Genomic DNA, 25,989 nt, shown 5'->3' with positions numbered 1-25,989 from the left:
CGTCGCGGATGCCGACAACGGGAGTTCCTCTTGTGACCTACATCGGGGTGTTCGACCTCTTCACGATCGGGATCGGGCCGTCGAGCTCGCACACGGTCGGCCCCATGCGCGCCGCCGCCGAGTTCGTCGCGCGGCTGGCCCAGCCGCCAGCCGCCGTGGCGGTCGACCTGTACGGCTCGCTCGCGGCGACAGGAGCGGGACACGGCACGCTCGCCGCCGTGCTCGTGGGGCTCGAGGGGCGGCAGCCCGACGGGGTCTCCGCCGCCGAGGTGGCGGAGCGCATCGCGCGCATCGAGGCAGACGGCACGGTGCGGATCGGCGACGCGACACCCGTCCCGCTGCGGACGGAGGACATCCGCCTGCATCCCCTCACCGTGCACGGCCGGCACACGAACGCGATGCGCTTCGCCGCGCTCCGAGGCGACGGCTCGGTCGCCGAGGAGGCGGTCTACTACTCGGTCGGCGGCGGCTTCATCGTGCGCGACGGGGAGGAGCGGGAGCAGGCGGACGACGGCGTCGTGCCGCATCCGTTCTCGACGGCCGCCGAGCTGCTCGCGCACTGCGAGGCGGAGGGGGCGTCGATCGCCGACATCGCCCTCCGCAACGAGGCGGCCCTCCGGGCGCCCGAGGACGTGCGCGCGGGCATCCTGCGCATCAGGGACGCCATGGTGGAGTGCTACACGGCCGGCACGCGGACGGAGGGGATGCTGCCGGGAGGGCTCGGCGTCGTCCGCCGCGCGCCCGCCTGGCGCGCGCGCCTCGCCGTCGAGGACCCCGACCGCAGCCCGCTGTTCGCGCAGGAGTGGATTAACCTCGTCGCCCTCGCCGTCAACGAGGAGAACGCCGCAGGGGGACGCGTCGTGACGGCGCCCACGAACGGGGCAGCCGGGATCATCCCCGCCGTCCTCCATCACGCCGCGCACTACACCCCGCGCGCGACCGGATCGCACGACGACATCGCCGTCGAGTTCCTGCTCACCGCGGCCGCCATCGGGTCGATCTACAAGCAGCGCGCCTCCATCTCGGGTGCGGAGGTCGGGTGCCAGGGCGAGGTCGGCTCCGCGTCGTCGATGGCCGCGGGAGCGCTGGCGGCCATCCTGGGCGGGACCCCGGCGCAGGTGGAGAACGCCGCCGAGATCGCCATGGAGCACAATCTCGGCCTCACGTGCGACCCCGTCGGAGGCCTCGTCCAGATCCCGTGCATCGAGCGGAACGCGATCGCTTCCGGCAAGGCGGTCAACGCCGCCAAGATGGCCATGTGGGGCGACGGCACGCACCGGGTGTCGCTCGACACGGTCATCGAGACGATGCGGCAGACGGGGCGCGACATGAGCGAGAAGTACAAGGAGACGGCGATGGCGGGTCTCGCCGTCAACGTCGTGGAATGCTGAGGAGGCACCCCGTGACCGAACCGAGGACGACGCCCCTGCACGCCGAGCACGAGGCGCTCGGGGCATCCTTCACCGATTTCGGCGGATGGCTCATGCCCGTCCGCTACTCGTCCGACCTCGCCGAGCACCACGCCGTGCGGACGGCGGCCGGGCTGTTCGACATCTCGCACATGGCGGAGTTCTCCGTGACGGGCGCCGGCGCGGGGGCGTTCCTCGACCACGCGCTCGCGGGGCGCCTGTCGGCCCTCGCCACCGGCCGGGCGAAGTACTCGCTCGTGCTCGCCGACGACGGCGGAATCGTCGACGACGTGATCGTGTACCGGCTGGGCGACGAGAGCTATCTCGTCATCGCCAACGCCGGCAACCGCGCCGCCGTGCGCGCGGCGTTCGAGGAGCGCGCGTGCACGGACGCCGCGGTCGAGGACCTCACCGACGTCTCGGCGCTCATCGCCGTGCAGGGGCCGGTCGCGCAGCGCGTCCTGGAGGAGACCGCCGGCATCGGCGAGCCGTCCACCCCGTGGGCCGATCAGCGCTACTACGCCTGGGCCGACGCGACCTTCGACGGCGCGCCGCTGCTCCTCGCCCGCACGGGCTACACGGGGGAGGACGGCTTCGAGCTGCTGGTCGCGAACGACAAGGCCCCCGCTCTGTGGCGGGCGCTGCTCGCCGCTGGCGCCCCGCACGGGCTCGTGCCCGCGGGGCTCGCGGCACGAGACACCCTGCGCCTCGAAGCCGGCATGCCGCTCTACGGCCATGAGCTGACGCGCGGCATCCGCCCCGCTCAGGCCGGGCTCGGCCGGGTCGTGGTCGACACGGGCGACTTCGTCGGGCGCGCCGCCCTCGACGCCGACCCCGCCGCGCGCGTGCTCGTCGGCCTCGTCTCCGACGGCCGCCGCGCGGGACGCGCCGGCTATCCCGTCCTCCGCGGCGGCACCGTCGTCGGGGAGGTCACGAGCGGTGCGCTCAGCCCCACGCTCGGCCATCCCATCGCCCTCGCCTACGTCGACCCCGCCGCGGCCGCGGCGGACGACCTCGCCATCGACGTGCGCGGAACGCGCATCGCCGCCACCCCGACCGCCCTGCCCTTCTACCGGAGGATCTCATGACCGACCTCACCGCGCTGTCCTACACGTCCGAGCACGAGTGGATCCGCATCGACGGCGACATGGCCACGATCGGCGTCACCGACTACGCCGCAGACCAGCTCGGCGACGTCGTCTTCGTCGACCTGCCAGCGGTCGACGCGGCCGTCTCGTCGGGGCAGGTGATGGGCGAGATCGAGTCGACCAAGTCGGTCTCGGAGCTCTACGCGCCCGTCGACGGCGTCGTCGTCGCGACGAACGCCGATGTCGACGCGAACCCCGGCCTCGTGAACGAGGCGCCCTTCGACGGTGCATGGCTCGTGAAGGTGCGTCTGTCGGGAGAGCCGGCCGGACTGCTCGACCGCTCCGCCTACATCGGCCTGACGGGGCAGGAGGCGTGAGCGCGGCCTACGCCGATCGGCACATCGGCACCACGGCGGGCGAGCGCGAGCGGATGGCCGCGCTCGTCGGCGACGCCGACGCGGCGGGCGTCCTCGCGGCGGCCGTGCCTCCCGTCATCCGCGGCCTCGGCGCGGCCGGTGCCGCCATCCCCGCCGAGGGCGTCTCGGAGGCCGAGGCGCTCGCGGAGCTGCGCGAGCTCGCTGCCCGCAACCGCGTGCTCTCGCCCCTCATCGGGCTCGGCTACAGCGACACACTCACCCCCTCGGTCATCCAGCGGAACGTGCTCGAGAACCCGTCGTGGTACACCGCGTACACGCCGTACCAGCCCGAGATCTCGCAGGGGCGCCTCGAGGCGCTCCTGAACTTCCAGACCATGGTGGCCGACCTCGCCGGCCTGCCGGTCGCCAACGCGTCGATGCTCGACGAGGCCACCGCCGCCGTCGAGGGGATGCTCGTCGCGCGGCGCGCCGTGCGCGGGGGCTCCGACGTCTTCGTCGTCGACGCCGACGCGCTGCCGCAGACCAAGGCCGTGCTCGCCGTGCGCGCCGAGGCCCTCGGCATCGAGCTCGTCGAGGTCGACCTCGCGGGCGGGGAGGCTCTGCCCGAGGCGCTCTTCGGCGCCCTCGTCCAGTACCCCGGCGCATCCGGGCGGGTGTGGAACCCGCAGGGCGTCGTCGATGCCGTGCATGTCGCGGGAGGCCAGGCGGTCGTCGCGGCCGATCTGCTCGCCCTCGCCCTGCTCGCGTCACCCGGGTCGCTCGGCGCCGACGTCGTCGTGGGCTCGTCGCAGCGCTTCGGCGTGCCCCTCGGCTTCGGGGGACCGCACGCGGGCTTCATGGTCGTGCGGCAGGGGCTCGAGCGGCAGCTGCCCGGACGTCTCGTGGGCGTCTCGAAGGACGCGGACGGCCGGCTCGCCTACCGTCTCGCGCTGCAGACGCGCGAGCAGCACATCCGCCGGGAGAAGGCGACGAGCAACATCTGCACGGCGCAGGTGCTGCTCGCCGTCATGGCGGCCATGTACGCCGTCTACCACGGCCCCGAGGGCATCCGCGCGATCGCGGAGGACGTGCGCGCGAAGACGACGCTGCTGCGCGGATGGCTCGCCGAGCTCGGCCTCGACACGGGCGACGCGGCGCACTTCGACACGGTCCGCGTGCGCGTGCCCGCCCGCGCGGCCGCGGTCGCCGCCGCCGCGCACGACGGCGGCGTCCTCCTGCACCTCGTCGACGCCGACACGGTCGGCGTGTCGGTCGGCGAGGCCACGACCCTGGCCGACCTCGACGCCGTGCGCGCGGCGTTCGCGGCGGGCGCGGGTGCCGGCTCGGGTGGTGGTGTCGGCTCGACTGACGGTGCGGGCTCGACATCCGCACTGGCGAACGGGGAAAGCGCTTCCACTGCCGACATCCGCACTGGCGAAGCGTCCACGGCGCCCATCCGCACGGGCGAAGCACTGCCCGACGACCTCGTCCGCACGGAGGCGTACCTGACGCACCCCGTCTTCTCGAGCCACCGCTCGGAGACGGCCATGATGCGCTACCTCAAGCGCCTCGCCGACAAGGACTACGCGCTCGACCGGGGGATGATCCCGCTCGGCTCGTGCACCATGAAGCTCAACGCGGCGACCGCGATGGCCGCCATCACATGGCCCGAGTTCGGGCGCATCCACCCGTTCGCGCCACGCGAGGACGTCGGCGGCTACCTCGCCCTCATCGCGCAGCTGGAGGGCTGGCTCGCCGACCTCACGGGCTACGACGCGGTGTCGCTGCAGCCGAACGCGGGGTCGCAGGGCGAGCTCGCCGGCCTCCTCGCCATCCGCGGGTACCACCGCTCGCGCGGCGACCTCGGGCGCGACGTGTGCCTCATCCCCTCGTCGGCGCACGGGACGAACGCGGCATCCGCCGTGCTCGCCGGCATGCGCGTCGTCGTCGTGGCATGCGACGAGCAGGGCAACGTCGACCTCGACGACCTGCGCGCGAAGATCGCCTCCCACGCCGACGCGCTCGCGGCGCTCATGATCACGTACCCGTCGACGCACGGCGTGTACGAGCACGACGTCCTGGAGATCACGGCCGCCGTCCACGACGCGGGAGGGCAGGTGTACATCGACGGGGCGAACCTCAACGCGCTCCTCGGGCACGCCCGGTTCGGCGACCTCGGCGGCGACGTGTCGCACCTCAACCTGCACAAGACGTTCGCGATCCCGCACGGCGGCGGCGGACCGGGGGTCGGGCCCGTCGCGGCGAAGGCGCACCTCGCGCCGTTCCTGCCCTCGCACCCCTTCGCGCAGGCGGACCGCGACGGGATCGGGCCCGTCTCCGCGGCGCCGTACGGCTCGGCGGGCATCCTGCCGATCTCGTGGGCGTACGTGCGCATGATGGGCCTCGAGGGGCTGACCATGGCGACCGACGCCGCCGTGATCGCCGCGAACTACGTCGCCGCCCGCCTCTCGGAGCACTACCCGGTGCTCTACACGGGAGAAGAGGGGCGCGTCGCGCACGAGTGCATCCTCGACCTGCGTCCCCTCAAGGCCGAGACAGGGGTGAGCGTCGACGACGTCGCCAAGCGGCTGGTCGACTACGGGTTCCACGCGCCGACGATGTCGTTCCCCGTGGCGGGAACGCTCATGGTCGAGCCGACCGAGTCGGAGGACCTCGCCGAGCTCGACCGGTTCGTCGACGCGATGATCGCCATCCGCCGCGAGGCCGGCCGCGTGGCGGCGGGGGAGTGGCCGCAGGGCGACAACCCGCTGGCGAACGCGCCGCACACGGCGGCCTCCGCGCTCGTGGGCGAGTGGGGCCATCCGTACTCGCGCGAGACGGCGGTGTACCCGTCCGGCGACGTGGAGGGGAAGTACTGGCCGCCCGTGCGCCGCATCGACCAGGCCTACGGCGACCGCAACCTCGTGTGCGCCTGCCCGCCGATCGAGGCCTTCGCCTGATCCGGATGGCCGCGCTCCCTCGCCGAGGCCGGCCCCTGGCCGGTCTCGGCGGGAGGTCGGATGGCCGCGGCCGCGCGGCTCAGACCTCGAACCGGGCGCGGTCGGAGCCGTCCACGGCCATCCGGATGCGCTCGCGCATCTCGCCGTCGACGTCGGCGAGGTCGTCGACGCGACGCCAGAAGGCCTCGCTGTTCTCGCCGTCCGCCGGGCGCGGGTCGCCCGAGACGTAGCGGCAGCGGAACACGAGGTCGAGGTACTGGGAGCGGTCGCCGTTGGGATAGACCATGGGCGGAAGGGTGTTGACCCAGACGAGCGCCTCCGCCTCGGCGACGACGTCCGCCTCCTCGAGCACCTCCCGCACCGCCGCGACGGCGGGCTGCTCGCCCGGGTCGACGATGCCCGTCACGGGGGTCAGCCGGCCGTTGTCGGCGCGCCGCACGAGCAGCACCTCCCGCGCATCGCCCTCGCCGCGCAGCACGACGGCCGTCGCCCCGGTGAGCCAGAGCAGCTCGGTGCCGATCTTCTCGCGCAGCCGCAGGATGAACTCGGGGGTCGCCATGAGCCGATCCTAGGCGGCGGTAGCGTGGTGCCGTGGACTTCGCTGCGACGCCCGTGCTCGAGAACGATGTCGTGCGGCTGGAACCGCTCGCCGCGCATCACCGCGACGACCTCGTCGCCGCCCTCTCCGCCGACGAGGCGGCGCGCACGTGGTACACCTCGGTGCCGACGGCAGAGGGGATGGCCGGGGAGATCGAGCGCCGGCTCGCCGAGCAGGCGGCGGGGAGGATGGCCCCCTGGGTCGTCGTCGACCGGCGCGCGGGACGCGCCGTCGGGATGACGACGTACTGCGACATCGATCAGGGGAACCGCCGGCTCGAGATCGGCTACACGTGGCTCGGCGCGTCGGCACAGGGCACGGGGGTGAACCCGGCGGCGAAGCTGCTGCTGCTCGAGCGCGCGTTCGACGTGCTCGACTGCATCCGCGTGCAGTTCTGCACCCACTGGCACAACCAGCAGTCGCGCGCGGCGATCACCCGCCTCGGAGCGAGGCAGGACGGCGTGCTCCGCAGCCACCGCATCATGCCGGACGGCCACGTGCGCGACACCGTGGTGTTCTCGATCCTGGCGCACGAATGGCCGCCCGTGCGGATCGGGCTCGAGGCGCGGCTGGCGCGGCACCGCGCATGAGCCTCGCCTCCGCGACACCCGCCGACCGCGCCGACATCGAGGCGTTCCTGCGGCTCGCCGACCTCACCGTGAGCGGTCTCGACGCGCCGTCCGTGCACCTGTGGGTGGAGCGCGACGCCGCGGGCGCGGTCTCGGCGACGACGGGATTCGAGCGGGGCGCGGATGGCCGGAACGTGCTCATCCGCAGTGTCGCCGTGCATCCGGCCGCGCGCGGCGGCGGTCGCGGCACGGCGCTCGCGCGGCGGGCGATCGACGAGGCGGCCGCGCACGGGGCGTCGAGGGCGTGGCTCTTCTCCCGCCGCTCCGGTCCGTTCTGGCAGGGGCTGGGCTTCGCCCCGGCCGACCGCGACGAGCTGGCCGCCGTGCTCTCGGACGCGCACCAGGTGCGGCTGTTCCGCGCCACGGGACAGCTCGGTCGCGAGGTCGCCTGGTCGATGCCGCTCGATAGCCTGTCGACGTGAGCATCGCCATCCGCCCGCTGCCCGCCGTGATCGCGGCGGCGATGATCGGCGCGCTCACGGGCTGCGCGGCTCCCGACCCCCAGCCGACGGCGGACGCCGTCGCGCCGTGCCCGGAAGAGCTCGGCGACCGCATCGCCGACGACCTCGACGCCGTGGGGGAGGCCCCCGCCGTGATCGGCGAGGAGCTCGGCCTCCCCGACCACCGGCTGCCGCACTGCGCCTTCGTCGCGGGCGAGACGACGTGGGCGTTCTATCCCCAGGAGGGAGGCGCGATGGTCGATGAGCTCGCAGCGCTCGCGGAGCAGGCCGGTTTCGCGGTCGATGCGCCGCCGCCGGCGTTCTCGGCGCACCGCGGCGATGAGCTCGTCGCGATCGAGGAGCAGGCGTTCGACGACGCGGGACGCCCGTACGACGACCTCTTCGACGGCGCCGACTACGTGCTGGTGGTGCTGAGCCGGTGACGGTCGTGATCCGCCCGCTGCAGGACGACGACGTCGAGTCCGTCGTGGCGCTCTGGCTCGCCGCCGGTCTCACGCGTCCGTGGAACGACCCGCACGCGGACATCCGCCGTGCACGCGCCGTCTGGCCCGACCTGCTGCTCGTCGCCGTCGACGGCGACGCCGTGACGGGATCCGTCATGGCGGGGTACGACGGCCACCGCGGCTGGCTGTACTACCTCGCCGCCGACCCGGCGCGGCGAGGGGAGGGGATCGGCCGTGCGCTCGTCGCGGAGGCCGAACGCCGACTCGTCGCGCTCGGCTGCCCCAAGGTGATGCTCATGGTGCGCGCCGAGAACACGCGCGTGCTGGAGTACTACGACGCGATCGGGTACACGCGCGAGTCGACCTCGCTCACGGGCAAGCGGCTCATCCCCGACGCTTGAGCCCGCGGCGGGGTGCTGCGGGGTGCGGCGGCTCGCATGCTCCGGCCGCATCCGTCAGGGGAGGTACGGCGCGGCCAGCGGATACCCGACGAACGCGATGACGTCGATGAACGTGTGCGCGACGACGAGCGGCATCACGCGGCCCCAGCGGCGGTAGCACCAGCCGAACACGACGCCCATCGCGAAGTTGCCGACGATCGCTCCGAACCCCTGGTACGCGTGATACGCGGCGCGCAGCGCGGAGGTGGCGAGGATGATCGTCCACGGTCCCCATGCGAGCCGGCGGAGGCGATCGAACAGGTACCCGTTCATGATCACCTCCTCGAGGAGCCCGGCGCGCACGGCCGACAGCACGAGGATCGGCACGGTCCACCACGCGGCGTCGAGCGGCGAGGCCTCCACCGCGACCGTGATGCCGAGCAGGCGCCCGCCCGCGTACAGCGCGAGACCGGGGATCCCGATCGCGGCGAGCAGGGCGACGGCGAGTCCGAGGTCGCGACCGAACCGCGAGAAGTCGAGCCCGACGGCGCGCAGCGCGCTCCGCCCCGGCTCCCACAGCAGGAAGATCGCGAGCGCCACGAGCGCGAGATCGAAGCCGATGTCGAGCACCTGGTACAGCGCGTCCCACAGCGCCTCGTCGGCTCGCGAGGGGTTGAGCGCGGTCGACTGGTCGGCGAGCGCCACGTCGCGCGTGAGCGCGCGGACGAGCGCGAGCACGGAGTAGACGGCGGACTGCCCGAGGCTCAGCGCGAGGAGGATCGCGATCTCCCACCACAGCCTTGCGCGGGTGGGTCCGGTGCGGGATGGTGTCGTCACGGGACGAGATTCCCACACCCTTCGATGCCACGGCTGAAGGTGCCAGACAGCCATGCAGGACGCCCGAGTCGATGCGGGTGCATGGAGGCCGTGCGCGTCGCGAGCAGATTGCCCACGAACGTCACAGAGGAGTAAAGGGTCTGTAACGGTTGCACGGAAGATTTGTCACAGACCGTCGACGGGCTTAGATTGCCATCATCGCTCTCAGCGGGTTCCTACCTGCCTGACAGCATCCACATCCCCTTCCATCGGAGGAACAGCACAGTGAAGCGCAACAAGATCGCCCTGTCGGGCCTCGCGCTCCTCGGCATCGGCGGGCTCGTGCTCGCCGGCTGCTCGAGCGACACGGGCGGCAGCGGCGAGGAGACGCCCTCGGAGGGCTCGTCCACGGCCGTCATCACGACGAACGGCTCGGAGCCGCAGTACGGCCTCATCGGATCGATGACGGGCGAGACCGGCGGCGGCAAGATCGTGACGTCGATCTACGCCGGACTGGTGGCGTACGACGCCGAGGGCGCCGTCGTCAACGACGCGGCCGAGGAGATCACGGTCGACTCGCCGACGCACCTCACCGTGAAGCTGCGCGAGGGCACGACCTTCACGAACGGCGAGGAGGTCACGGCCGACAACTTCACGAAGGCGTGGAACGAGGGCGCGAAGCTCTCGAACGGCCACTACGGCTCGTACTTCTTCGAGGACATCGAGGGCTACAGCGCCGAGGAGGACTCCGAGCTCACCGGCCTCGAGATCGTCGACGACTACACCTTCACGATCACGCTCAACAAGCCGGCCTCCGACTTCGCGCAGCGTCTCGGCTACTCGGCGTACTACCCGCTGCCCGACGTGGCGTTCGAGGACCTCGAGGCCTTCGCGCAGAGCCCCATCGGCAACGGCCCGTACATGCTCGACGGCGAGGACGCGTGGCAGCACGACGTCCGCATCGACCTCGTGACGAACCCCGACTACGACGGTCCGCGCGTCGCCCAGAACGGCGGCCTCGACATCGTCTTCTACGCCACGCAGGATGCGGCCTACGCCGACCTCCAGGGCGGCGTGCTCGACGTTCTCGACGCGATCCCCGACTCGGCGTTCGAGACCTACGAGACCGACCTCGACGGCCGCACGGTGAACCAGCCGGCCGCCATCTTCCAGTCGCTCACGATCCCCGAGTGGTACGAGCACTTCGCGACCGACGAGGAGGGGCGCCTGCGCAAGGCGGCCATCTCCCACGCCATCAACCGCGAGGAGATCACCGACGTCGTCTTCAGCGGCACGCGCACCCCGGCGAACGACTTCACGTCGCCGGTCATCGACGGGTGGAGCGACTCCGTCCCCGGCAGCGAGGTGCTCGAGTACGACCCCGAGCTCGCGCAGGAGCTGTGGGCTCAGGCCGACGAGATCAGCCCCTGGGAGGGCGAGTTCACGATCGCGTACAACGCCGACGGCGGCCACCAGACGTGGGTCGACGCCACGGCGAACTCCATCTCGAACGTGCTCGGCATCACGGCCGTGGGCGACCCGTACCCCGACTTCGCGACGCTGCTCGACGCGCGCGACGCCTCGACGGTCGGCCCGTACCGCGCCGGATGGCAGGCCGACTACCCGGGTCTGTACAACTTCCTCGCCCCGCTCTACGCCTCGACGGCGGGCGGCAACGACGGCAAGTACAACAACCCCGAGTTCGACGCGCTCCTCGCCGAGGGCATCAGCGCGACCGACCCCGACGAGGCGAACGCGAAGTTCCAGGAGGCGCAGACGGTGCTCTTCACCGACCTGCCCGCCATCCCGCTCTGGTACTCCAACGTGACCGGCGGATGGGCTGAGGGCGTCGAGAACGTCGTCTTCGGCTGGGACTCGGTTCCGATCTACACCGACATCACCAAGGCCGAGTAATCGGCCGGGAGCTCCGCTCCCGCGCGGGCGAAGCGGTGGCATGCCATGCCACCGCTTCGCCCATGTCCTCGACCGTCGTCCATGCATCTCCCAGCGGGGGAGGCGGATGATGGACAAGAAGGGCACCGCTGAGCGGGGCCCTTTTCCGTGTGCCCGACACGGCAGAGAAAACCCCCGGAAGGGAGGGCGAGGGTGATCGCTTACATCCTCAGACGTCTGCTGCAGGTGATCCCGGTGTTCCTGGGAGCCACGCTGCTCATCTACTTCATGGTCTTCGCGATGCCGGGAGACCCCATCGCCGCGATGTACGGCGACAAGCAGCCGCCGGAGGCGGTCATCACCGCGATCCGAGAGCGCTACGCGCTGGATCAGCCGTTCATCGTGCAGTACCTCAACTACCTCGGCGGCATCCTCACGGGTGACTTCGGGACGACGTTCACCGGTCAGAGCGTGGGCGAGGTGCTCGCCCGCACCTTCCCCGTCACGCTGCGCCTCGCCGTCCTCGCCATCCTCATCGCCTTCGTGCTGTCCATCGTCATCGGCGCGACCTCGGCGATCTTCAAGGGGACGTGGTACGACCACCTGCAGCTCGTCATCGCGCTCGTCTTCATCGCCGTGCCGATCTTCGTGCTCGCCTTCCTGGCGCAGTTCTTCCTCGCGGTCCAGCTGGAGTGGTTCAAGCCGACCGTGGGAGGCGAGAACGGGTGGGGCGACCTCTGGCTGCCCGCGATCGTCCTCGGCTTCAGCGTCTACGCGGCCAGCATGCGCCTGACGCGCTCGTCGATGATCGAGTCGCTCGGCCAGGACTGGGTGCGCACGGCGTACAGCAAGGGCCTCTCGCGCGGTCGCGTCATCCCCGTGCACGTGCTGCGCAACTCGCTCATCCCGATGGTGACCGACATGGCGACGAACTTCGGGATCCTGATGGTCGGCGCGACGGTGACCGAGGGCATCTTCAACGTGCCGGGCGTGGGCAACACGCTGTACCAGGCGATCATCCGCCACGAGACCCCGACGGTCGTGTCGTTCGTCACCGTCTTCGTCGTCGTCTACGTGATCGTCAACCTGTTCGTCGACCTGCTGTACGGTCTGCTCGACCCGAGGATCCGCTATGTCAAGTAGTACGCACTACGTCGCGCCCGTGAAGGAGGCGAGCGTCGTCGTCGACGCCGTCCGGGTCGACGAGAAGAAGAGCAACCTCTGGCTGGACGCATGGCGCGACCTGCGCAAGCGGCCGCTGTTCTGGATCTCGGTCGTGATGTGCGCCCTGGTCCTCCTCGTCTCGGTGTGGCCCTCGCTGTTCGCGTCGTTCCCCCCGGCGGGTTCGAACGCCTGCTTCCTCGACAAGAGCAACGCCGGTCCCGAGGCCGGGCATCCGCTCGGGTACACGCGGCTCGGGTGCGACGTGTGGTCGCGCCTCATCTACGGCACGCGCGTCTCGCTGACGGTCGGCCTCCTCGCGACCCTCATCGGGACGGTCATCGGCGTCATCATGGGCGCCCTCGCGGCGTTCTACGGCGGATGGCTCGACTCGCTGCTGTCGCGCGTCGGCGACATCTTCTTCACGATCCCCTACATCGTCGCGGCCATCGTCGTCATGACGGTCGTCCCCCGCGAGGTGAGGAACGAGCTCGTGCTCGCGTTCGCGATCGGCGGGTTCTCGTGGGCGTCGACGGCGCGCGTCATGCGCGCCGAGGTGCTGCGCGTGAAGCAGTCGGACTTCGTCATGGGGTCGATCGCCGTCGGGCTGTCGCGGTTCAAGACGCTCGTCGTGCACGTGCTGCCCAACGCCATGGCGCCCATCATCGTCATCTCCACGGTGGGCCTCGGCAGCGCCATCGTCGCGGAGGCGACGCTGTCGTTCCTGGGCGTCGGCCTCGGCGGCGTGTCGTGGGGCGCCGACATCAGCCAGGCGCAGACGTCGATCCGGACGTCGCCCATGGCGCTGTTCTGGCCGTCCCTCGCGCTCACGGTGACCGTGCTCGCGTTCGTGACGCTGGGCGAACTCCTCCGCGATGCGCTCGACCCGAAGGCGAGGGCGCAGCGATGACCACGAAAGGCGGCAGCATGGCCGAGCCCCTCCTGCGCGTCCGCGGCCTGAAGATCTCCTTCGGCACGGGCAAGAAGCAGCGCGAGGTCGTCCACGGCGTCGACCTCGACATCCACCGCGGCGAGACGGTCGCGATCGTCGGCGAGTCGGGCTCCGGCAAGTCGACGACGGCGAGCGCCATCATCGACCTGCTGCCCGGCACGGGCGCCGTCACAGGCGGAACCATCGAGCTCGAGGGCGTCGACCTCACGAAGGCGTCGCGCCGCGAGATGGAGGACGTCCGCGGGCGGCGGATCGGCTACGTCCCGCAGGACCCGATGTCGAACCTCAACCCGGTGTGGTCGATCGGCTTCCAGGTGAAGGAGGCCATCCGCGCGAACGGCCTCGCGAGCGGTCGCAAGGAGGTCGAGCGCCGCGCCATCGAGGTGCTGCAGCAGGCCGGCCTCGCAGACGCCGAGCGGCGCCTGCACCAGTTCCCGCACCAGTTCTCCGGCGGGATGCGCCAGCGCGCCCTCATCGGCATCGGCCTCGCCGCCGACCCGGCGCTGCTCATCGCCGACGAGCCGACGAGCGCGCTCGACGTGACGGTGCAGCGGGTCATCCTCGACCACCTCGCGTCGCTCACGCGGGAGAAGGGCACCTCTGTGCTCTTCATCACGCACGACCTGGGGCTCGCCGCCGACCGCGCCGACACCATCATCGTCATGAACCAGGGCGAGATCGTCGAGTCGGGGCCCAGCCGCGAGATCCTCGAGGACCCCCAGCACCCCTACACGCAGCGTCTCGTCGCGGCGGCCCCGAGCCTCGCCTCGCAGCGCATCCAGGCGACCGTGGAGGACCGGGGCATCGAGACGACGACGGAGGTCCTGCAGACCGCGGCGCCCGTCGTCGAGGTGCGCGACCTCGTCAAGGAGTACAAGATCCGCCGCGGCGGGTTCCGCAGCGAGCCGTTCCGCGCCGTGGACGGGGTCTCGTTCCAGATCCCCAAGGGGAAGACCCTGGCCCTCGTCGGCGAGTCGGGATCGGGCAAGTCGACCGTCGCGAAGATGGTGCTCCAGCTCGAGACGGCCACGAGCGGGCAGATCCTCATCGACGGCACCGACGCGACCACGCTGTCGCGTCAGGGCGTCTTCGCCCTTCGCCGCCGCATGCAGCCCGTCTTCCAGGACCCGTACGGGTCGCTCGACCCGCTGCGCTCGATCGGCGCGCTCATCTCCGAGCCGCTGCACGTGCACAAGGTCGGCGACCAGGCGTCGCGGCGCGACCGCGTGTTCGAGCTGCTCGAGCAGGTCGCCCTCCCGCGCGAGCTCGCCTGGCGCTATCCCAACGAGCTCTCGGGCGGTCAGCGCCAGCGGGTCGCGATCGCGCGTGCCCTCGCCCTCAAGCCCGACATCGTCGTGCTCGACGAGGCGGTGTCGGCGCTCGACGTGCTCGTGCAGGATCAGATCCTCAAGCTCCTCGCGGAGCTGCAGGGAGAGCTGGGCCTCACGTACCTCTTCATCACGCACGACCTCGCCGTCGTGCGGGTCGCCGCCGACCTCGTGTCGGTGATGGAGAAGGGCCGCATCGTCGAGCAGGGGGCCGTGGACCAGGTGTTCGCGAACCCGCAGGAGGCCTACACCGAGCGCCTGCTCGAGGCCATCCCCGGCCGCACCGTGGAGCTGGGCGGCCGATGACGCATCCCGAGGCGGCGAGCCGGACGATCCGCAGCACCGCGGGCATCGTCTGGCTCGTCGTCACGGGCGGCGTCGTGCTCTTCCTCCTGGTCGACGTCGTCGTCCGGGGGAGCGCGACGCAGGCGCTCCTCATCGCGCCGTGGCTCCTCCTCGTCGTCTGGTTCGCGTGGGTGTTCCTCGCGAGCCCGCGGGTGACGTCCGACGCCCACGGCGTCGTCGTCCGCAACCCGCTGCGGACCACCGCGGCGACCTGGGGCGCCGTCGTCGACATCACGCTCCGGTGGCAGGTCACGCTGGAGCTCGCCGAAGGACGCCCCGTGCAGGCGTGGGCGCTGGCCGCGCGCAGGCAGGGGAGGCGCCCCGTCGAGCAGCCGGCCGAGCGCGAGCTCGAGCTCCTGCGCGAGCTGCGCTCCGCCGCCTCCCCGGCGCCCGGCACGATCCGGCGCACATGGGACGTCCCCGCCATCGTCGCGCTCGTCGTCCTCCTCGTGTGGGCGGGGATCGCGGTCGCCCTCACGCGGTGACCGGCTACCGCATCGCCTTCCGCCGCGCCGCCGGATGGCTGGGGCTCGTCCTCGTCGGAACCGGATGCGGCCTCCTCCTCGTCGACGCGGCGCTCCGCGCCTCGCCGTTCGACGCGCTCCTCGTGGCGCCGTGGCTGCTCGCCCTCTGCTGGGCGGTCTACGTCCTCTTCGCGGCGCCGAGCGTCGTCGCCGACGACGATCTGCTGCGCGTGCGCAACATCCTCCACGTCGTCGAGATCCCGTGGCACGAGATCGCCGACATCCGCATGCGCTGGCAGCTCGAGGTCGTGCTCCGCGACGGCCGCATCGTCCGTGCGCTCGGCGCGGCGCCCCGCCACCTGCATTCCCGCCATCTGTGCACCGGCCGCGCACCCGAGCCCGGTGACGATCAGGCCGACACGCTCCGTCTCTTCCTCGCACGTGCGCGGACGTCCGATCGCGACGTGCGCCGGCGCGTCGACGTGCCGAGCCTCGTCGCGCTCTGCGTCATCGCCGTGGGAGCGACGTGGTCGCTCGTCGTCGCGGCCTGACCGCAGCCTGAACGGCGCGTCGTCGGCGGACGGTACGATGGACTGCCCCGCTTCCGGGGATCTCCCCGCTGATCAGAAGGATCCCTTCATGGCGCTCGCCCACCGTTCCGATCTCCGCAACGTCGCGATCGTCGCGCACGTCGACCACGGCAAGACGACCCTCGTGGACGCCATGCTGCGTCAGACGGGCTCGTTCGGCGAGCACGCGCACGTCGAGGAGCGCGCGATGGACTCGAACGACCTCGAGCGCGAGAAGGGCATCACGATCCTCGCCAAGAACACGGCGATCACGTACAACGGCGTCCACACCGAGACCCCCGTGACGATCAACGTGATCGACACCCCGGGTCACGCCGACTTCGGCGGCGAGGTCGAGCGCGGACTGTCCATGGTCGACGGCGTGGTCCTCCTCGTGGACTCCTCCGAGGGCCCGCTGCCGCAGACGCGCTTCGTGCTGCGCAAGGCTCTCGAGGCGAAGCTCCCCGTCATCCTCCTCGTCAACAAGACCGACCGCCCCGACGCCCGCATCGCCGAGGTCGAGGAGGAGGCGCACGACCTGCTGCTCGGTCTCGCGAGCGACCTCCAGGACGACGTTCCCGACCTCGACGTCGACGCCCTGCTCGACGTGCCGGTCGTCTACGCCTCCGGCCGCGCCGGCGCGGCATCGCGCACGCGCCCCGAGAACGGCGCGCTGCCCGACAACGACGACCTCGAGCCGCTCTTCGAGGCCATCCTCGAGCACGTGCCGGCGCCGTCGTACGACGACGAGGCCCCGCTGCAGGCGTGGGTGACGAACCTCGACTCGTCGTCGTTCCTCGGCCGCCTCGCGCTGCTGCGCGTCTTCAACGGCACCCTCAAGAAGGGCCAGACGGTCGCGTGGGTGCGTCAGGACGGCACGACGCAGAACGCCCGCATCACCGAGCTGCTCATGACGAAGGCGCTCGACCGCTACCCGGCCGAGTCGGCGGGCCCCGGCGACATCGCCGTCATCGCCGGCTTCGAGGACATCATGATCGGCGAGACCATCGCCGACCCCGAGGACGTCCGCCCGCTGCCGCAGATCACGGTCGACGAGCCATCGATCTCCATGACGATCGGGACGAACACCTCGCCGCTCGTCGGCAAGGTCAAGGGCCACAAGCTCACGGCGCGCATGGTGAAGGACCGCCTCGACCGCGAGCTCATCGGCAACGTGTCGATCCGCGTGAACGACATCGGGCGTCCCGACGCCTGGGAGGTGCAGGGGCGCGGAGAGCTGCAGCTCGCCATCCTCGTCGAGAACATGCGCCGCGAGGGCTTCGAGCTCACGGTCGGCAAGCCCCAGGTCGTCACGCGCAAGGGCCCGGACGGCAAGACGCAGGAGCCGTTCGAGCACCTCACGATCGACGTGCCGGAGGAGCACCTCGGCGCCGTGACGCAGCTCATGGCGAACCGCAAGGGCCGCATGGACAACATGATCAACCACGGCACCGGCTGGATCCGCATGGAGTTCATCGTGCCGTCGCGCGGTCTCATCGGGTTCCGCACCGAGTTCCTGTCGATCACGCGCGGCACGGGCATCGCGAACGCCATCTCGCACGGCTACGACGACTGGGCGGGGCAGATCGTCGCGCGTCAGAACGGCTCGATCGTCGCCGACCGCGCGGGCGTCGTGACGCCCTTCGCCATGATCGGCCTGCAGGAGCGCATGTCGTTCTTCGTGAAGCCGACCGAGGAGGTCTACGAGGGCATGGTCGTCGGCGAGAACTCCCGCGCCGACGACATGGACGTGAACATCACCAAGGAGAAGAAGCTCACGAACATGCGGTCGGCCACGGCCGACTCGTTCGAGTCGATGACCCCGCCGCGCATCCTGTCGCTCGAGGAGTCGCTCGAGTTCGCCCGCGAGGACGAATGCGTCGAGGTCACGCCCGAGGCCGTGCGCATCCGCAAGGTCGTGCTCGACGCGACCGAGCGCGGCCGCGCGGCCGCGCGCCTCAAGCGCCAGGGCTGACGCGAATCGATCCGGAACCTCGCCAGAGGTGAACCTCCGAGCGCCCCCGGTTCCGCGGACCGGGGGCGCTCTGCGTAGGCTCGGAGGATGACCGTGTCCTCCGCCGTGCGCCAGGCGAGGCGCCAGGGCATCGCCGTCGCGGTCGCGACCGGCCTGTACGGCGTCTCGTTCGGCGCGCTCGGCGTCGCGGCCGGCCTCGACGTCTGGCAGACGTGCGTGCTGAGCCTCCTCATGTTCACGGGCGGATCGCAGTTCGCCTTCGTCGGCGTGATCGCGTCGGGCGGCCTCGCCGCCGCGCCGTCGGCGATCGCGTCGGCCGTCCTCCTCGGGGTGCGCAACGCCGCGTACGCCGTGCGCATGGGGCCCGTCGTCGGGGGGCCCTGGTGGCGGCGGGTGCTCGCCGCCCCCTTCACGATCGACGAGTCGACGGCTGTCGCGCTCGCCCAGGACGAGCCGGCGGCGCGACGTGCGGGCTTCTGGATCACCGGACTCGGGATCTTCGCCACCTGGAACGCCATGACCCTCGTCGGCGCGCTGCTCGGCGACGTCATGGGGGACGTGCGCGCGTACGGCCTCGACGCGGCAGCGGCCGCCGCCATGCTCGCGCTCCTGTGGCCGCGGCTCCGGTCGCGGCAGGCCGTGGCCGTGGGAGCCGCGGCCGCCGTCATCGCCGCCGCGCTGACGCCGGCGCTCCCGGCGGGGCTTCCCGTGCTCGTCGCGGCGTTCACGGCCGTCGTGGTCGGATGGACGAACTGGCTCGGCGGTCGGACGGAGCACCGCGCGTGACGCTGTGGACGCCGATCCTCGTCGCCGCCGTCGCGTGCGCGGCGCTCAAGCTCGTGGGCTACGCCATCCCGGTGCGCTGGTTCGAGCGCCCGCGCGCGGCGCGCATCACCGACCTGCTGACCGTCGCCCTCCTGGGCGCGCTCGTCGCGACCCAGACCGTGGGGGACGGGCAGGGCCTCTCGCTCGACGCGCGCCTGCCCGCCCTCGCCGTCGCGGTGGTGCTGCTGCGCCTGCGCGCTCCCTTCCTCGTGGTCGTCGTCGCCGCGGCCGCGACCGCTGCCCTCCTGCGTTTCGCGGGGTGGGCGACCTGACAGCTCCCAGATCGGGCGCGATAGCCTGGCCGGATGAGGAACGAGTGGCTCGCGCACGTCGTCACGTGGATCGTCGCCTTCGTCGCGGGCGCGGTGTTCGGGGTGGCCGGCACGATCGCGCATCCCTTCACCTGGGGGGTCGTGCCGATCGGCCTCGTGCTCGCCGGCATCGGCTGCGCGGGGCTGCTGCTCTCGCTGCGCCTCCTGACGGACGACCGGTGGTCGGCGCTCTCTGCCGGGCTCGGCATGCTCGCCGCGCTCACGGTCTACTCGGGGCGCGGCCCGGGCGGGTCCGTCGTCGTGGCGGTGCCGGCGGAGGGGGAGTTCCCGTTCGGGTACGTATGGTCGTTCCTCCTCGCGGGGATCGTGCTCGTCGCGGTCGCGTGGCCGGATCTCTCGCGCCTGCGCCGTCTCGCGGCCGCGCAGGGCGGGGCCGCCCGCTAAGGCACGCCTTCGGGGCGGGGCGCTGCGCCCGCGCGTAGAATCGCAGGCGTGACTTACGTGATCGCCCTGCCCTGCGTGGACGTCAAGGACCGCGCCTGCATCGACGAGTGCCCTGTCGACTGCATCTACGAGGGCGAGCGGTCGCTGTACATCCACCCGGACGAGTGCGTCGACTGCGGCGCCTGCGAGCCGGCGTGCCCCGTCGAGGCGATCTACTACGAGGACGACCTCCCCGACGAGTGGCAGGACTACTACAAGGCCAACGTCGAGTTCTTCGACGACCTCGGATCGCCCGGCGGCGCGTCCAAGGTCGGCGTCGTCGACAAGGACCACCCCCTCATCGCGGCACTCCCCCCGCAGGGCGAGTGAGGATGGGCGTCCGCGACCTGGCCGACTACCCCTGGGACTCGGTCGTCCCCTTCCGCGAGCGCGCGGCAGCGCATCCCGGTGGTCTCGTAGACCTCTCCATCGGCTCTCCCGTCGACCCGACGCCGGCGTCCATCCGGGCCGCGCTCGCGGAGGCGACCGACGCGCACGCGTATCCGCAGACCGTGGGCACGCCCGCCCTGCGAGAGGCGATCGTGGACTGGTACGCGCGCCGGCGCGGCGTGCCGGGGCTGACCACGGCGAACACCCTGCCCACGATCGGCTCGAAGGAGCTCGTCGCGCTCCTCCCCACCCTCCTCGGGCTCGGGCCAGGCGACGTCGTCGTGCATCCCCGTGCCGCCTACCCCACCTACGAGGTGGGGGCCCGCGTCGCGGGGGCGGAGCCGCTCGCGGAGGACGACCCCGCGCGGTGGCCCTCCGGCGCGAAGCTCATCTGGATCAACACGCCGGGCAACCCCGACGGACGCACCTGGACGATCGACGAGCTGCGCGCCGCCGTCGTGCGTGCCCGCGAGATCGGCGCGGTCCTCGCGAGCGACGAGTGCTACGCCGAGCTCGGCTGGGACGGCCCGTGGGCGTCCGACCCCGTGCCCTCGGTGCTCGATCCGCGCGTCACCGAGGGATCCCGCGAGGGGCTCCTGAGCGTGTACTCGCTCAGCAAGCAGTCGAACCTCGCCGGCTACCGCGCGGCCTTCGTCGCCGGATGCGCGCGCATCGTGGCCGACCTGCTCGCGGCGCGCAAGCATCTCGGGCTCATGCCGCCCGCTCCCGTCCAGCACGCCATGGCGGTCGCCCTCGGCGACGACGCCCACGTCGAGGCGCAGAAGGCGCTCTACCGCGCCCGCCGCGACGTGCTGCTGCCTGCGGTGCAGGCCGCGGGCTTCCGGGTCGACAGGAGCGAGGCCGGCCTCTACCTGTGGGCGACGGAGGGCCGCGACGCGTGGGAGTCGATGGGCCGCCTCGCCGACCTCGGCATCCTCGCGGGCCCCGGCGTCTTCTACGGAGCGCACTTCCCGCAGCATGTGCGTCTGTCGCTGACGGCCACCGACGAGCGCGTGGCGGCGGCCGCCGAGCGCCTTCGCGCCTCCCTCTCGTAGGTTTCCTCCACGTCCTGCGCGGTCCTTTGGGAGATTTCACAGGTAGGCGAGACGACCGATAGGCTGTATCGGCACAGCGTCCGCGCACCGACCGGGCTTGTGCCGGGCCGCCGATCGGCGGCCGACCCCAGATCCATGCGACCAAGAAGTCGCGAAACGATCCGCCAGGAGGCGCTGTGAGCGACGCGGGAGTCCCGGCCGACAAGGCCACCCTCACGATCGGCGACAAGACGGCCGAGTTCCCGGTGCTGCGCAGCACCGCGGGGGCTCCGAGCATCGACATCTCGACGCTCATGCGGCAGACGGGCCACACGACGCTGGACTACGGCTTCGTGAACACCGCCGCGACGGCGTCGGACATCACGTACATCGACGGCGACAAGGGCATCCTGCGCTACCGCGGCTATCCGATCGAGCAGATCGCGAAGAACTCGACCTTCCTCGAGACGGCGTGGCTCCTCATCTACGGCGAGCTCCCCACGGCCGACGAGCTCGCCGACTTCGACGAGCGCATCCGGCGCCACACGCTCCTCCACGAGGACCTCAAGCGGTTCTTCTCGGCTCTGCCCGACGGGGCGCACCCCATGGCCGTGCTGTCGTCGGCTGTGTCGGCGCTGTCGACGTACTACGAGCACCAGTCCGACCCGGCGAACCCCGAGCACGTCGAGCTCAACATCGTCCGCCTGCTCGCGAAGCTGCCCGTGATCGCGGCGTACGCCCACAAGAAGTCGATCGGCCAGGCGTTCCTCTACCCGGACAACTCGCTGAGCTTCGTCGACAACTTCCTCCGCCTCAACTTCGGCGTCATGAGCGAGCCGTACGAGGTCGACCCCGTGATGTCGCGCGCGCTCGAGCGCCTGCTGCTCCTCCACGAGGACCACGAGCAGAACGCGTCCACGTCGACCGTGCGCCTCGTCGGCTCGACCGGCGCCGACCAGTTCGCGTCCGTCTCCGCGGGCATCCACGCGCTCTCCGGCCCGCTCCACGGCGGTGCGAACGAGGCCGTCCTGAACATGCTCGGCCAGATCCGCGACTCCGGTCAGAGCGTCCAGCGCTTCGTGGAGCGCGTCAAGAACAAGGAAGACGGCGTGAAGCTCATGGGCTTCGGGCACCGCGTCTACAAGAACTACGACCCGCGCGCGAAGCTCGTGAAGGAGTCCGCGGACGAGGTGCTGAGCGCTCTCGGCGTGACCGACCCCCTCCTCGACCTGGCGAAGGAGCTCGAGGAGATCGCCCTCAGCGACGACTACTTCAAGGAGCGCCGCCTCTACCCGAACGTCGACTTCTACACGGGGGTCATCTACAAGGCGATGGGGTTCCCGACGCGGATGTTCACGGTGCTGTTCGCGATCGGGCGCCTTCCGGGCTGGCTGGCGCACTGGCGCGAGCTGACGCTCGACCCGAAGACGAAGATCGGCCGCCCGCAGCAGCTGTTCACGGGGTCGCCCGAGCGCGACTACCCGACTGCCTGACCCCTCCGCACGCAGAAGGCCCGGGACCGCGAGGTCCCGGGCCTTTCGGCATGCCCGCCGTCAGGCGTGCAGAGCGGAGTTGAGCGTGACGCCCACGCCCTTGCGGCGGCGCGCCTCGATCGATCCCGTGAGCGAGTTGCGGAGGAAGAGCAGACCGCTCGCTCCGTGCAGCTCGGCCGCCTTGACGACGCGGGGACGGCCGTCGGCCGTCGGCGCCTCGTCGACGAGGGCGACCTTCGTGCCCGCCGTGAGGTAGAGGCCGGCCTCCACCACGCAGTCGTCGCCGAGCGAGATGCCGATTCCCGCGTTGGCCCCGAGGAGCGTGCGCTCGCCGATCGAGACGCGGTGGGTGCCGCCGCCCGAGAGGGTGCCCATGATCGACGAGCCTCCGCCGATGTCGCTTCCCTCGCCCACGACGACGCCCTGCGAGATGCGCCCCTCCACCATGGAGGCGCCGAGCGTCCCGGCGTTGAAGTTGACGAAGCCCTCGTGCATGACGGTGGTGCCGGGGGAGAGGTGGGCGCCCAGGCGCACGCGCGACGCGTCGGCGATGCGCACGCCGGCCGGCAGCACGTAGTCGGTGAGGCGGGGGAACTTGTCGAGTCCCTGCACCTGGATGCCGGCGCGCTGCAGCACGGGCCGCAGCCGTGCGAGGTCGTCGGGGTGGACGGGCCCCGCGTTCGTCCAGGCGACGTTGGGCAGGTGGCCGAAGATCCCGTCCAGGTTGAGGCCGTTGGGCGCCACGAGCCGGTGCGAGAGCGCGTGCAGGCGCAGGTACGCGTCGGAGGTGGACGCGGGGGCGGCATCGAGGTCGATCTCGACGTGCACGGCCGAGACCACCACGGCGCGCCGCTCGTCCGGTCCCGCCTGCGCGCCGAGCTCCTCGAGGGCGGGGGCGACGGCCGCGTCATCGCCTCGGCCCGTGCCGAGATCGCGGTACCACGTGTCCAGCACGGTGCCGTCGGAGGCCGTCGTCGCGAGGCCGACGCCCCACACGGTTCGTTCATCGCTCATGCCCTCCAGGGTATCGGGATGGCCGGGGGCGCCCCGCCCGCCGTCGATAGACTCGAGGTCATGCCGACGCTCGATCTGTCCCTCTCCGCCGCCGACCTCACCCGGGCGATCTGCGACATCCCGAGCGTCTCCGACGACGAGACCGCGCTCGCCGATGCGATCGAGGGGGCCATCCGCCCTCTCGGGCACCTCGAGGTGCACCGCGACGGCGACACGATCGTCGCCCGCACGCGGCTGGGGCGCGCGCAGCGCGTCATCATCGCCGGCCACATCGATACCGTGCCCGTCAACGGGAACCTCCCCACGCGCGACGTCGAGGATGACGGCGCCGCCATGATTTGGGGGCGCGGGACGGTCGACATGAAGGCCGGCACGGCCGTGCAGCTGAAGCTCGCCGCAGAGCTCGTCGACCCGGCCTACGACATCACCTGGATCTGGTACGACCACGAGGAGGTGGCCGCCGAGCGGAGCGGCCTGACCCGCCTGGAGCGCTCGCTCCCCGAGGCGTTCGAGGGCGACTTCGCGATCCTCGGCGAGCCGTCCGACGGACAGGTCGAGGGAGGCTGCAACGGCACGCTCCGCGTCGTGGCGCGCACGCACGGCCGGCGCTCCCACTCGGCGCGCGCCTGGATGGGCGAGAACGCGATCCATGCCGCCGCGCCCATCCTGGAGCGGCTCGCCGCGTACCGTCCGCAGGAGATCGTCGTGGACGGCCTCGCCTACCGGGAGGGGCTTAACGCCGTGCGCGTCTCCGGCGGCGTCGCCGGCAACGTCATCCCCGACCTGTGCGAGGTCGAGGTGAACTTCCGCTTCGCCCCCAGCCGCACGGGCGAGGAGGCCGTCGCCCATGTGCGCGAGGTCCTGGACGGGTTCGAGGTCGAGGTCGCCGACCTCGCGGAGGGCGCGCGGCCCGGGCTCGACTCGGCCATCGCACGGGGCTTCGTCGCGGCCGTGGGCGCCGAGCCGCGACCGAAGTACGGATGGACCGATGTCGCGCGCTTCTCGGCGCGCGGCGTGCCCGCCGTGAACTACGGTCCCGGGGACCCGAGCCTCGCCCACCACGACGAGGAGCGCGTCGCCGTCGCGCAGATCGAGGACGTCGAGCGCGGTCTGCGGGCATGGCTCACGACCGCGTGAGCGCGGTCGCGACGCGCTTCGGCGCCCTGCCGACATGGGCGCGCGTCGCGCTCGTGTACGGCGCGGCGCGGATCGTGACGACGGGCCTCATGCTCCTCGCCGCCGCGATGTCACCGGACGGCTCGCGGCACGGGCCCGACCCGTCGCTCGTCGACTACGTGCTCGGCTGGGATGCGCAGTGGTACTGGACCGTCGCGGTCTCGGGCTATCCCGACGAGCTGCCGGTCACGGAGACGGGCGACGTCGCGCAGAACGCCTGGGCGTTCATGCCCGTCTACGCGCACATCGCCCAGCTCGCGGGCAATGTGCTCGGGGCGGGGCAGTGGTGGGTCGGCGCCCTCGTCGTCACGCTCGTCGCGGGCTACCTCGCCTGCCTTGCGCTCCACGCGCTCCTGCGCGAGCGGCTCGACGACGACCAGGCCATGTGGGGGGTGGTCCTGCTCGCCGCGGGTCCCCTCGGCGCGCTCTTCCAGGTCGGGTACGCAGAGGCGCTCTTCCTCCTCCTGCTCCTCCTCTCCCTGCTGTGCGTCGTCCGGCGGCAGTACCGCCCGCTCTACCTCCTCGTCCCGCTCATGGGCTACACGCGGCCCGGCGTGCTGGCCTTCGCGCTCTTCCTGGGGCTCTACGGGCTGTGGCGTCTCGCCCCCGCACGCCGGCGGGCGCTCGGGGGGCCGACGGCGTGGGAGTGCGTGCACATCGTCGCCCTCGGCGCCCTCGCCACCGTCGTCGGGTTCTCCTGGCAGTACATCGCGGGCGCCGTCACGGGCGATCCCGGAGCCTACCTCGCCACCGAGCTCTCGTGGCGGCGGTCGTGGACGGGAGGGGGCGAGGCGGGATTCGTGCCGTTCGAGGGCTGGATCCAGGCCGCAGGCGTGTGGTCGGGGATCTGGGGCATCCCGTCGTGGCTCGGCTATGCCGCCCTCGCGCTGCTCGTCGTAGGGGCGTTCGCGGCCGTCCTGCTCCTCCCGCAGGCGCGCCGCGGCGGAGGCGAGCTGCAGCTGTGGTCGATCGCGTACCTCGTCTACCTCCTCGCGGTGTTCTTCCCGCAGTCGAGCGTCTTCCGCCTCCTGTTCCCTCTCGCGCCGCTCGCGTGCCTCGCGCTCGCCGTGCCGCGGAGCGCGCGCGTGCGCGCGACGACGCTGGCCCTGTGCCTCGTCGGGCAGTGGGGGTGGATCTACGGCATGTACGGTCTCGGGAACACGTTCTGGCTCATCCCCTGACGGGTCATGCGAGGACATGCGCCGCGCCCGTGCGCGGATCGACGGCGCGTGCCCGATAAACTGGGAGCCTGACCACAACGGAAAGGATGCCGCGATGGCAGCGATGAAGCCGAGAACCGGAGACGGACCCATGGAGGCCGTGAAGGAGGGGCGCCTCATCATCGTGCGCGTGCCGCTCGAGGGGGGCGGGCGCCTGGTCGTCTCCGTCAACGACGAAGAGGCCCGGGAGCTGTACGGCGTCCTGGGCGGCGTCGTGAACGCCTAGTACACGACGTCACCGGAGGGGCGGTCGGA

General features: G+C 71.8%; 27 protein-coding genes. 24 read left to right on the top strand and 3 right to left on the bottom strand.

Annotation, left to right across the window (positions count from 1 at the left end; genetic code table 11):
• Positions 1-8: 8 nt before the first annotated feature.
• Genes ABD998_RS04390 through gcvPB form a run of 4 tightly spaced genes read left to right on the top strand, consistent with a single transcriptional unit; the run spans position 9 to position 5,813 of the window.
• Complete coding sequence (locus ABD998_RS04390) at positions 9-1,391, top strand: L-serine ammonia-lyase (protein ID WP_345436301.1); 1,383 nt, start codon at positions 9-11, stop codon at positions 1,389-1,391.
• Positions 1,385-2,497: a glycine cleavage system aminomethyltransferase GcvT gene (gene gcvT / locus ABD998_RS04385; RefSeq protein ID WP_345436299.1), complete on the top strand. Its 1,113-nt coding sequence runs from the start codon at positions 1,385-1,387 to the stop codon at positions 2,495-2,497. The genes ABD998_RS04390 and gcvT overlap by 7 nt, the downstream gene beginning before the upstream one ends.
• The gene (gene gcvH / locus ABD998_RS04380) at positions 2,494-2,874 is read left to right on the top strand and encodes a glycine cleavage system protein GcvH (RefSeq protein WP_345436297.1); all 381 of its coding nucleotides are present in this window, start codon (positions 2,494-2,496) and stop codon (positions 2,872-2,874) included. Before gcvT ends, gcvH begins: the two co-directional genes overlap by 4 nt.
• A complete protein-coding gene (gcvPB, locus tag ABD998_RS04375; protein WP_345436295.1) occupies positions 2,871-5,813 on the top strand; it encodes an aminomethyl-transferring glycine dehydrogenase subunit GcvPB in 2,943 nt (980 codons plus the stop codon). Before gcvH ends, gcvPB begins: the two co-directional genes overlap by 4 nt.
• A gap of 79 nt (positions 5,814-5,892) precedes the next feature.
• Here the strand turns inward: gcvPB and ABD998_RS04370 are convergent, their stop codons facing one another.
• Complete coding sequence (locus ABD998_RS04370; RefSeq protein WP_345436292.1) at positions 5,893-6,372, bottom strand: NUDIX hydrolase; 480 nt, start codon at positions 6,370-6,372, stop codon at positions 5,893-5,895.
• A gap of 32 nt (positions 6,373-6,404) precedes the next feature.
• Here ABD998_RS04370 and ABD998_RS04365 point away from each other — a divergent pair, with 32 nt between their 5' ends.
• From ABD998_RS04365 to ABD998_RS04350, 4 genes are read left to right on the top strand one after another with little or no spacing between them, the layout of a single operon-like run.
• A complete protein-coding gene (locus tag ABD998_RS04365; RefSeq protein ID WP_345436290.1) occupies positions 6,405-7,001 on the top strand; it encodes a GNAT family N-acetyltransferase in 597 nt (198 codons plus the stop codon).
• The gene (locus ABD998_RS04360) at positions 6,998-7,462 is read left to right on the top strand and encodes a GNAT family N-acetyltransferase (protein WP_345436288.1); all 465 of its coding nucleotides are present in this window, start codon (positions 6,998-7,000) and stop codon (positions 7,460-7,462) included. Before ABD998_RS04365 ends, ABD998_RS04360 begins: the two co-directional genes overlap by 4 nt.
• Positions 7,459-7,923, top strand: a complete 465-nt coding sequence (locus ABD998_RS04355; RefSeq protein WP_345436286.1) for a hypothetical protein — start codon at positions 7,459-7,461, stop codon at positions 7,921-7,923. Before ABD998_RS04360 ends, ABD998_RS04355 begins: the two co-directional genes overlap by 4 nt.
• Positions 7,920-8,345 (top strand): GNAT family acetyltransferase, encoded by a 426-nt coding sequence (locus tag ABD998_RS04350; protein ID WP_345436284.1) that lies wholly within the window; start codon positions 7,920-7,922, stop codon positions 8,343-8,345. Before ABD998_RS04355 ends, ABD998_RS04350 begins: the two co-directional genes overlap by 4 nt.
• 54 nt (positions 8,346-8,399) lie before the next feature.
• On the opposite strand, the gene ABD998_RS04345 is transcribed toward ABD998_RS04350, so the two are convergent.
• Entirely contained in the window at positions 8,400-9,161 is a 762-nt protein-coding gene (locus ABD998_RS04345; RefSeq protein ID WP_345436282.1) for a CPBP family intramembrane glutamic endopeptidase, read from the bottom strand.
• A gap of 264 nt (positions 9,162-9,425) precedes the next feature.
• Between ABD998_RS04345 and ABD998_RS04340 the strand changes: the two genes are divergently transcribed.
• The 13 genes from ABD998_RS04340 to ABD998_RS04280 all read left to right on the top strand — a co-directional run bounded on the left by ABD998_RS04340 (position 9,426) and on the right by ABD998_RS04280 (position 22,324).
• Entirely contained in the window at positions 9,426-11,054 is a 1,629-nt protein-coding gene (locus ABD998_RS04340; protein WP_345436280.1) for a peptide ABC transporter substrate-binding protein, read from the top strand.
• Positions 11,055-11,246: 192 nt separating this feature from the next.
• Positions 11,247-12,176, top strand: coding sequence for an ABC transporter permease (locus ABD998_RS04335; protein ID WP_345436278.1), 930 nt, complete (start codon positions 11,247-11,249; stop codon positions 12,174-12,176).
• Complete coding sequence (locus tag ABD998_RS04330) at positions 12,166-13,104, top strand: ABC transporter permease (protein WP_345436275.1); 939 nt, start codon at positions 12,166-12,168, stop codon at positions 13,102-13,104. The genes ABD998_RS04335 and ABD998_RS04330 overlap by 11 nt, the downstream gene beginning before the upstream one ends.
• A gap of 17 nt (positions 13,105-13,121) precedes the next feature.
• Positions 13,122-14,780: an ABC transporter ATP-binding protein gene (locus ABD998_RS04325; RefSeq protein WP_345436273.1), complete on the top strand. Its 1,659-nt coding sequence runs from the start codon at positions 13,122-13,124 to the stop codon at positions 14,778-14,780.
• Positions 14,777-15,304 (top strand): PH domain-containing protein, encoded by a 528-nt coding sequence (locus ABD998_RS04320; protein WP_345436271.1) that lies wholly within the window; start codon positions 14,777-14,779, stop codon positions 15,302-15,304. Before ABD998_RS04325 ends, ABD998_RS04320 begins: the two co-directional genes overlap by 4 nt.
• A complete protein-coding gene (locus ABD998_RS04315; protein WP_345436269.1) occupies positions 15,301-15,834 on the top strand; it encodes a PH domain-containing protein in 534 nt (177 codons plus the stop codon). Before ABD998_RS04320 ends, ABD998_RS04315 begins: the two co-directional genes overlap by 4 nt.
• 88 nt (positions 15,835-15,922) lie before the next feature.
• Positions 15,923-17,827 carry a translational GTPase TypA gene (typA, locus tag ABD998_RS04310; RefSeq protein WP_345436266.1) on the top strand — a complete coding sequence of 635 codons (1,905 nt, stop codon included), beginning with the start codon at positions 15,923-15,925 and terminating at the stop codon, positions 17,825-17,827.
• 87 nt (positions 17,828-17,914) lie between these two features.
• Entirely contained in the window at positions 17,915-18,613 is a 699-nt protein-coding gene (locus ABD998_RS04305) for an AzlC family ABC transporter permease (RefSeq protein WP_345436264.1), read from the top strand.
• Entirely contained in the window at positions 18,610-18,924 is a 315-nt protein-coding gene (locus ABD998_RS04300) for an AzlD domain-containing protein (RefSeq protein ID WP_345436262.1), read from the top strand. The genes ABD998_RS04305 and ABD998_RS04300 overlap by 4 nt, the downstream gene beginning before the upstream one ends.
• A gap of 33 nt (positions 18,925-18,957) precedes the next feature.
• On the top strand, positions 18,958-19,368 hold the full coding sequence (locus tag ABD998_RS04295; RefSeq protein WP_345436260.1) for a histidinol dehydrogenase: 411 nt from the start codon (positions 18,958-18,960) through the stop codon (positions 19,366-19,368).
• 48 nt (positions 19,369-19,416) lie between these two features.
• On the top strand, positions 19,417-19,737 hold the full coding sequence (gene fdxA / locus ABD998_RS04290; protein ID WP_345436258.1) for a ferredoxin: 321 nt from the start codon (positions 19,417-19,419) through the stop codon (positions 19,735-19,737).
• A gap of 2 nt (positions 19,738-19,739) precedes the next feature.
• A complete protein-coding gene (gene dapC, locus ABD998_RS04285; RefSeq protein WP_345436255.1) occupies positions 19,740-20,852 on the top strand; it encodes a succinyldiaminopimelate transaminase in 1,113 nt (370 codons plus the stop codon).
• 176 nt (positions 20,853-21,028) lie between these two features.
• Complete coding sequence (locus tag ABD998_RS04280; RefSeq protein ID WP_345436253.1) at positions 21,029-22,324, top strand: citrate synthase; 1,296 nt, start codon at positions 21,029-21,031, stop codon at positions 22,322-22,324.
• Between the two features lie 60 nt (positions 22,325-22,384).
• Here the strand turns inward: ABD998_RS04280 and dapD are convergent, their stop codons facing one another.
• Complete coding sequence (gene dapD / locus ABD998_RS04275; protein ID WP_345436251.1) at positions 22,385-23,338, bottom strand: 2,3,4,5-tetrahydropyridine-2,6-dicarboxylate N-succinyltransferase; 954 nt, start codon at positions 23,336-23,338, stop codon at positions 22,385-22,387.
• Between the two features lie 60 nt (positions 23,339-23,398).
• On the opposite strand from dapD, the gene dapE reads away from it, so the two are divergent.
• From dapE to ABD998_RS04260, 3 genes are all read left to right on the top strand, one after another.
• Positions 23,399-24,475 carry a succinyl-diaminopimelate desuccinylase gene (dapE, locus tag ABD998_RS04270; RefSeq protein ID WP_345436249.1) on the top strand — a complete coding sequence of 359 codons (1,077 nt, stop codon included), beginning with the start codon at positions 23,399-23,401 and terminating at the stop codon, positions 24,473-24,475.
• The gene (locus tag ABD998_RS04265; RefSeq protein WP_345436248.1) at positions 24,457-25,695 is read left to right on the top strand and encodes a hypothetical protein; all 1,239 of its coding nucleotides are present in this window, start codon (positions 24,457-24,459) and stop codon (positions 25,693-25,695) included. The genes dapE and ABD998_RS04265 overlap by 19 nt, the downstream gene beginning before the upstream one ends.
• Positions 25,696-25,789: 94 nt before the next feature.
• On the top strand, positions 25,790-25,960 hold the full coding sequence (locus ABD998_RS04260; RefSeq protein ID WP_345436246.1) for a DUF3117 domain-containing protein: 171 nt from the start codon (positions 25,790-25,792) through the stop codon (positions 25,958-25,960).
• Positions 25,961-25,989: the final 29 nt, after the last annotated feature.

Source organism: Microbacterium gilvum (genome assembly GCF_039543865.1).
Lineage (GTDB): Bacteria > Actinomycetota > Actinomycetes > Actinomycetales > Microbacteriaceae > Microbacterium > Microbacterium gilvum.
This window is presented reverse-complemented; position numbering and strand designations above follow the sequence as displayed.

Coding starts and splice junctions, on each gene's coding strand:
- ABD998_RS04390 (WP_345436301.1), top strand. CDS start 9: ATGCCGACAACGGGAGTTCCTCTTGTGACCTACATCGGGGTGTTCGAC.
- gcvT (WP_345436299.1), top strand. CDS start 1,385: ATGCTGAGGAGGCACCCCGTGACCGAACCGAGGACGACGCCCCTGCAC.
- gcvH (WP_345436297.1), top strand. CDS start 2,494: ATGACCGACCTCACCGCGCTGTCCTACACGTCCGAGCACGAGTGGATC.
- ABD998_RS04370 (WP_345436292.1), bottom strand. CDS start 6,372: ATGGCGACCCCCGAGTTCATCCTGCGGCTGCGCGAGAAGATCGGCACC.
- ABD998_RS04360 (WP_345436288.1), top strand. CDS start 6,998: ATGAGCCTCGCCTCCGCGACACCCGCCGACCGCGCCGACATCGAGGCG.
- ABD998_RS04330 (WP_345436275.1), top strand. CDS start 12,166: ATGTCAAGTAGTACGCACTACGTCGCGCCCGTGAAGGAGGCGAGCGTC.
- ABD998_RS04325 (WP_345436273.1), top strand. CDS start 13,122: ATGGCCGAGCCCCTCCTGCGCGTCCGCGGCCTGAAGATCTCCTTCGGC.
- ABD998_RS04320 (WP_345436271.1), top strand. CDS start 14,777: ATGACGCATCCCGAGGCGGCGAGCCGGACGATCCGCAGCACCGCGGGC.
- typA (WP_345436266.1), top strand. CDS start 15,923: ATGGCGCTCGCCCACCGTTCCGATCTCCGCAACGTCGCGATCGTCGCG.
- ABD998_RS04305 (WP_345436264.1), top strand. CDS start 17,915: ATGACCGTGTCCTCCGCCGTGCGCCAGGCGAGGCGCCAGGGCATCGCC.
- ABD998_RS04295 (WP_345436260.1), top strand. CDS start 18,958: ATGAGGAACGAGTGGCTCGCGCACGTCGTCACGTGGATCGTCGCCTTC.
- dapC (WP_345436255.1), top strand. CDS start 19,740: ATGGGCGTCCGCGACCTGGCCGACTACCCCTGGGACTCGGTCGTCCCC.
- dapD (WP_345436251.1), bottom strand. CDS start 23,338: ATGAGCGATGAACGAACCGTGTGGGGCGTCGGCCTCGCGACGACGGCC.
- dapE (WP_345436249.1), top strand. CDS start 23,399: ATGCCGACGCTCGATCTGTCCCTCTCCGCCGCCGACCTCACCCGGGCG.
- ABD998_RS04265 (WP_345436248.1), top strand. CDS start 24,457: ATGGCTCACGACCGCGTGAGCGCGGTCGCGACGCGCTTCGGCGCCCTG.
- ABD998_RS04260 (WP_345436246.1), top strand. CDS start 25,790: ATGGCAGCGATGAAGCCGAGAACCGGAGACGGACCCATGGAGGCCGTG.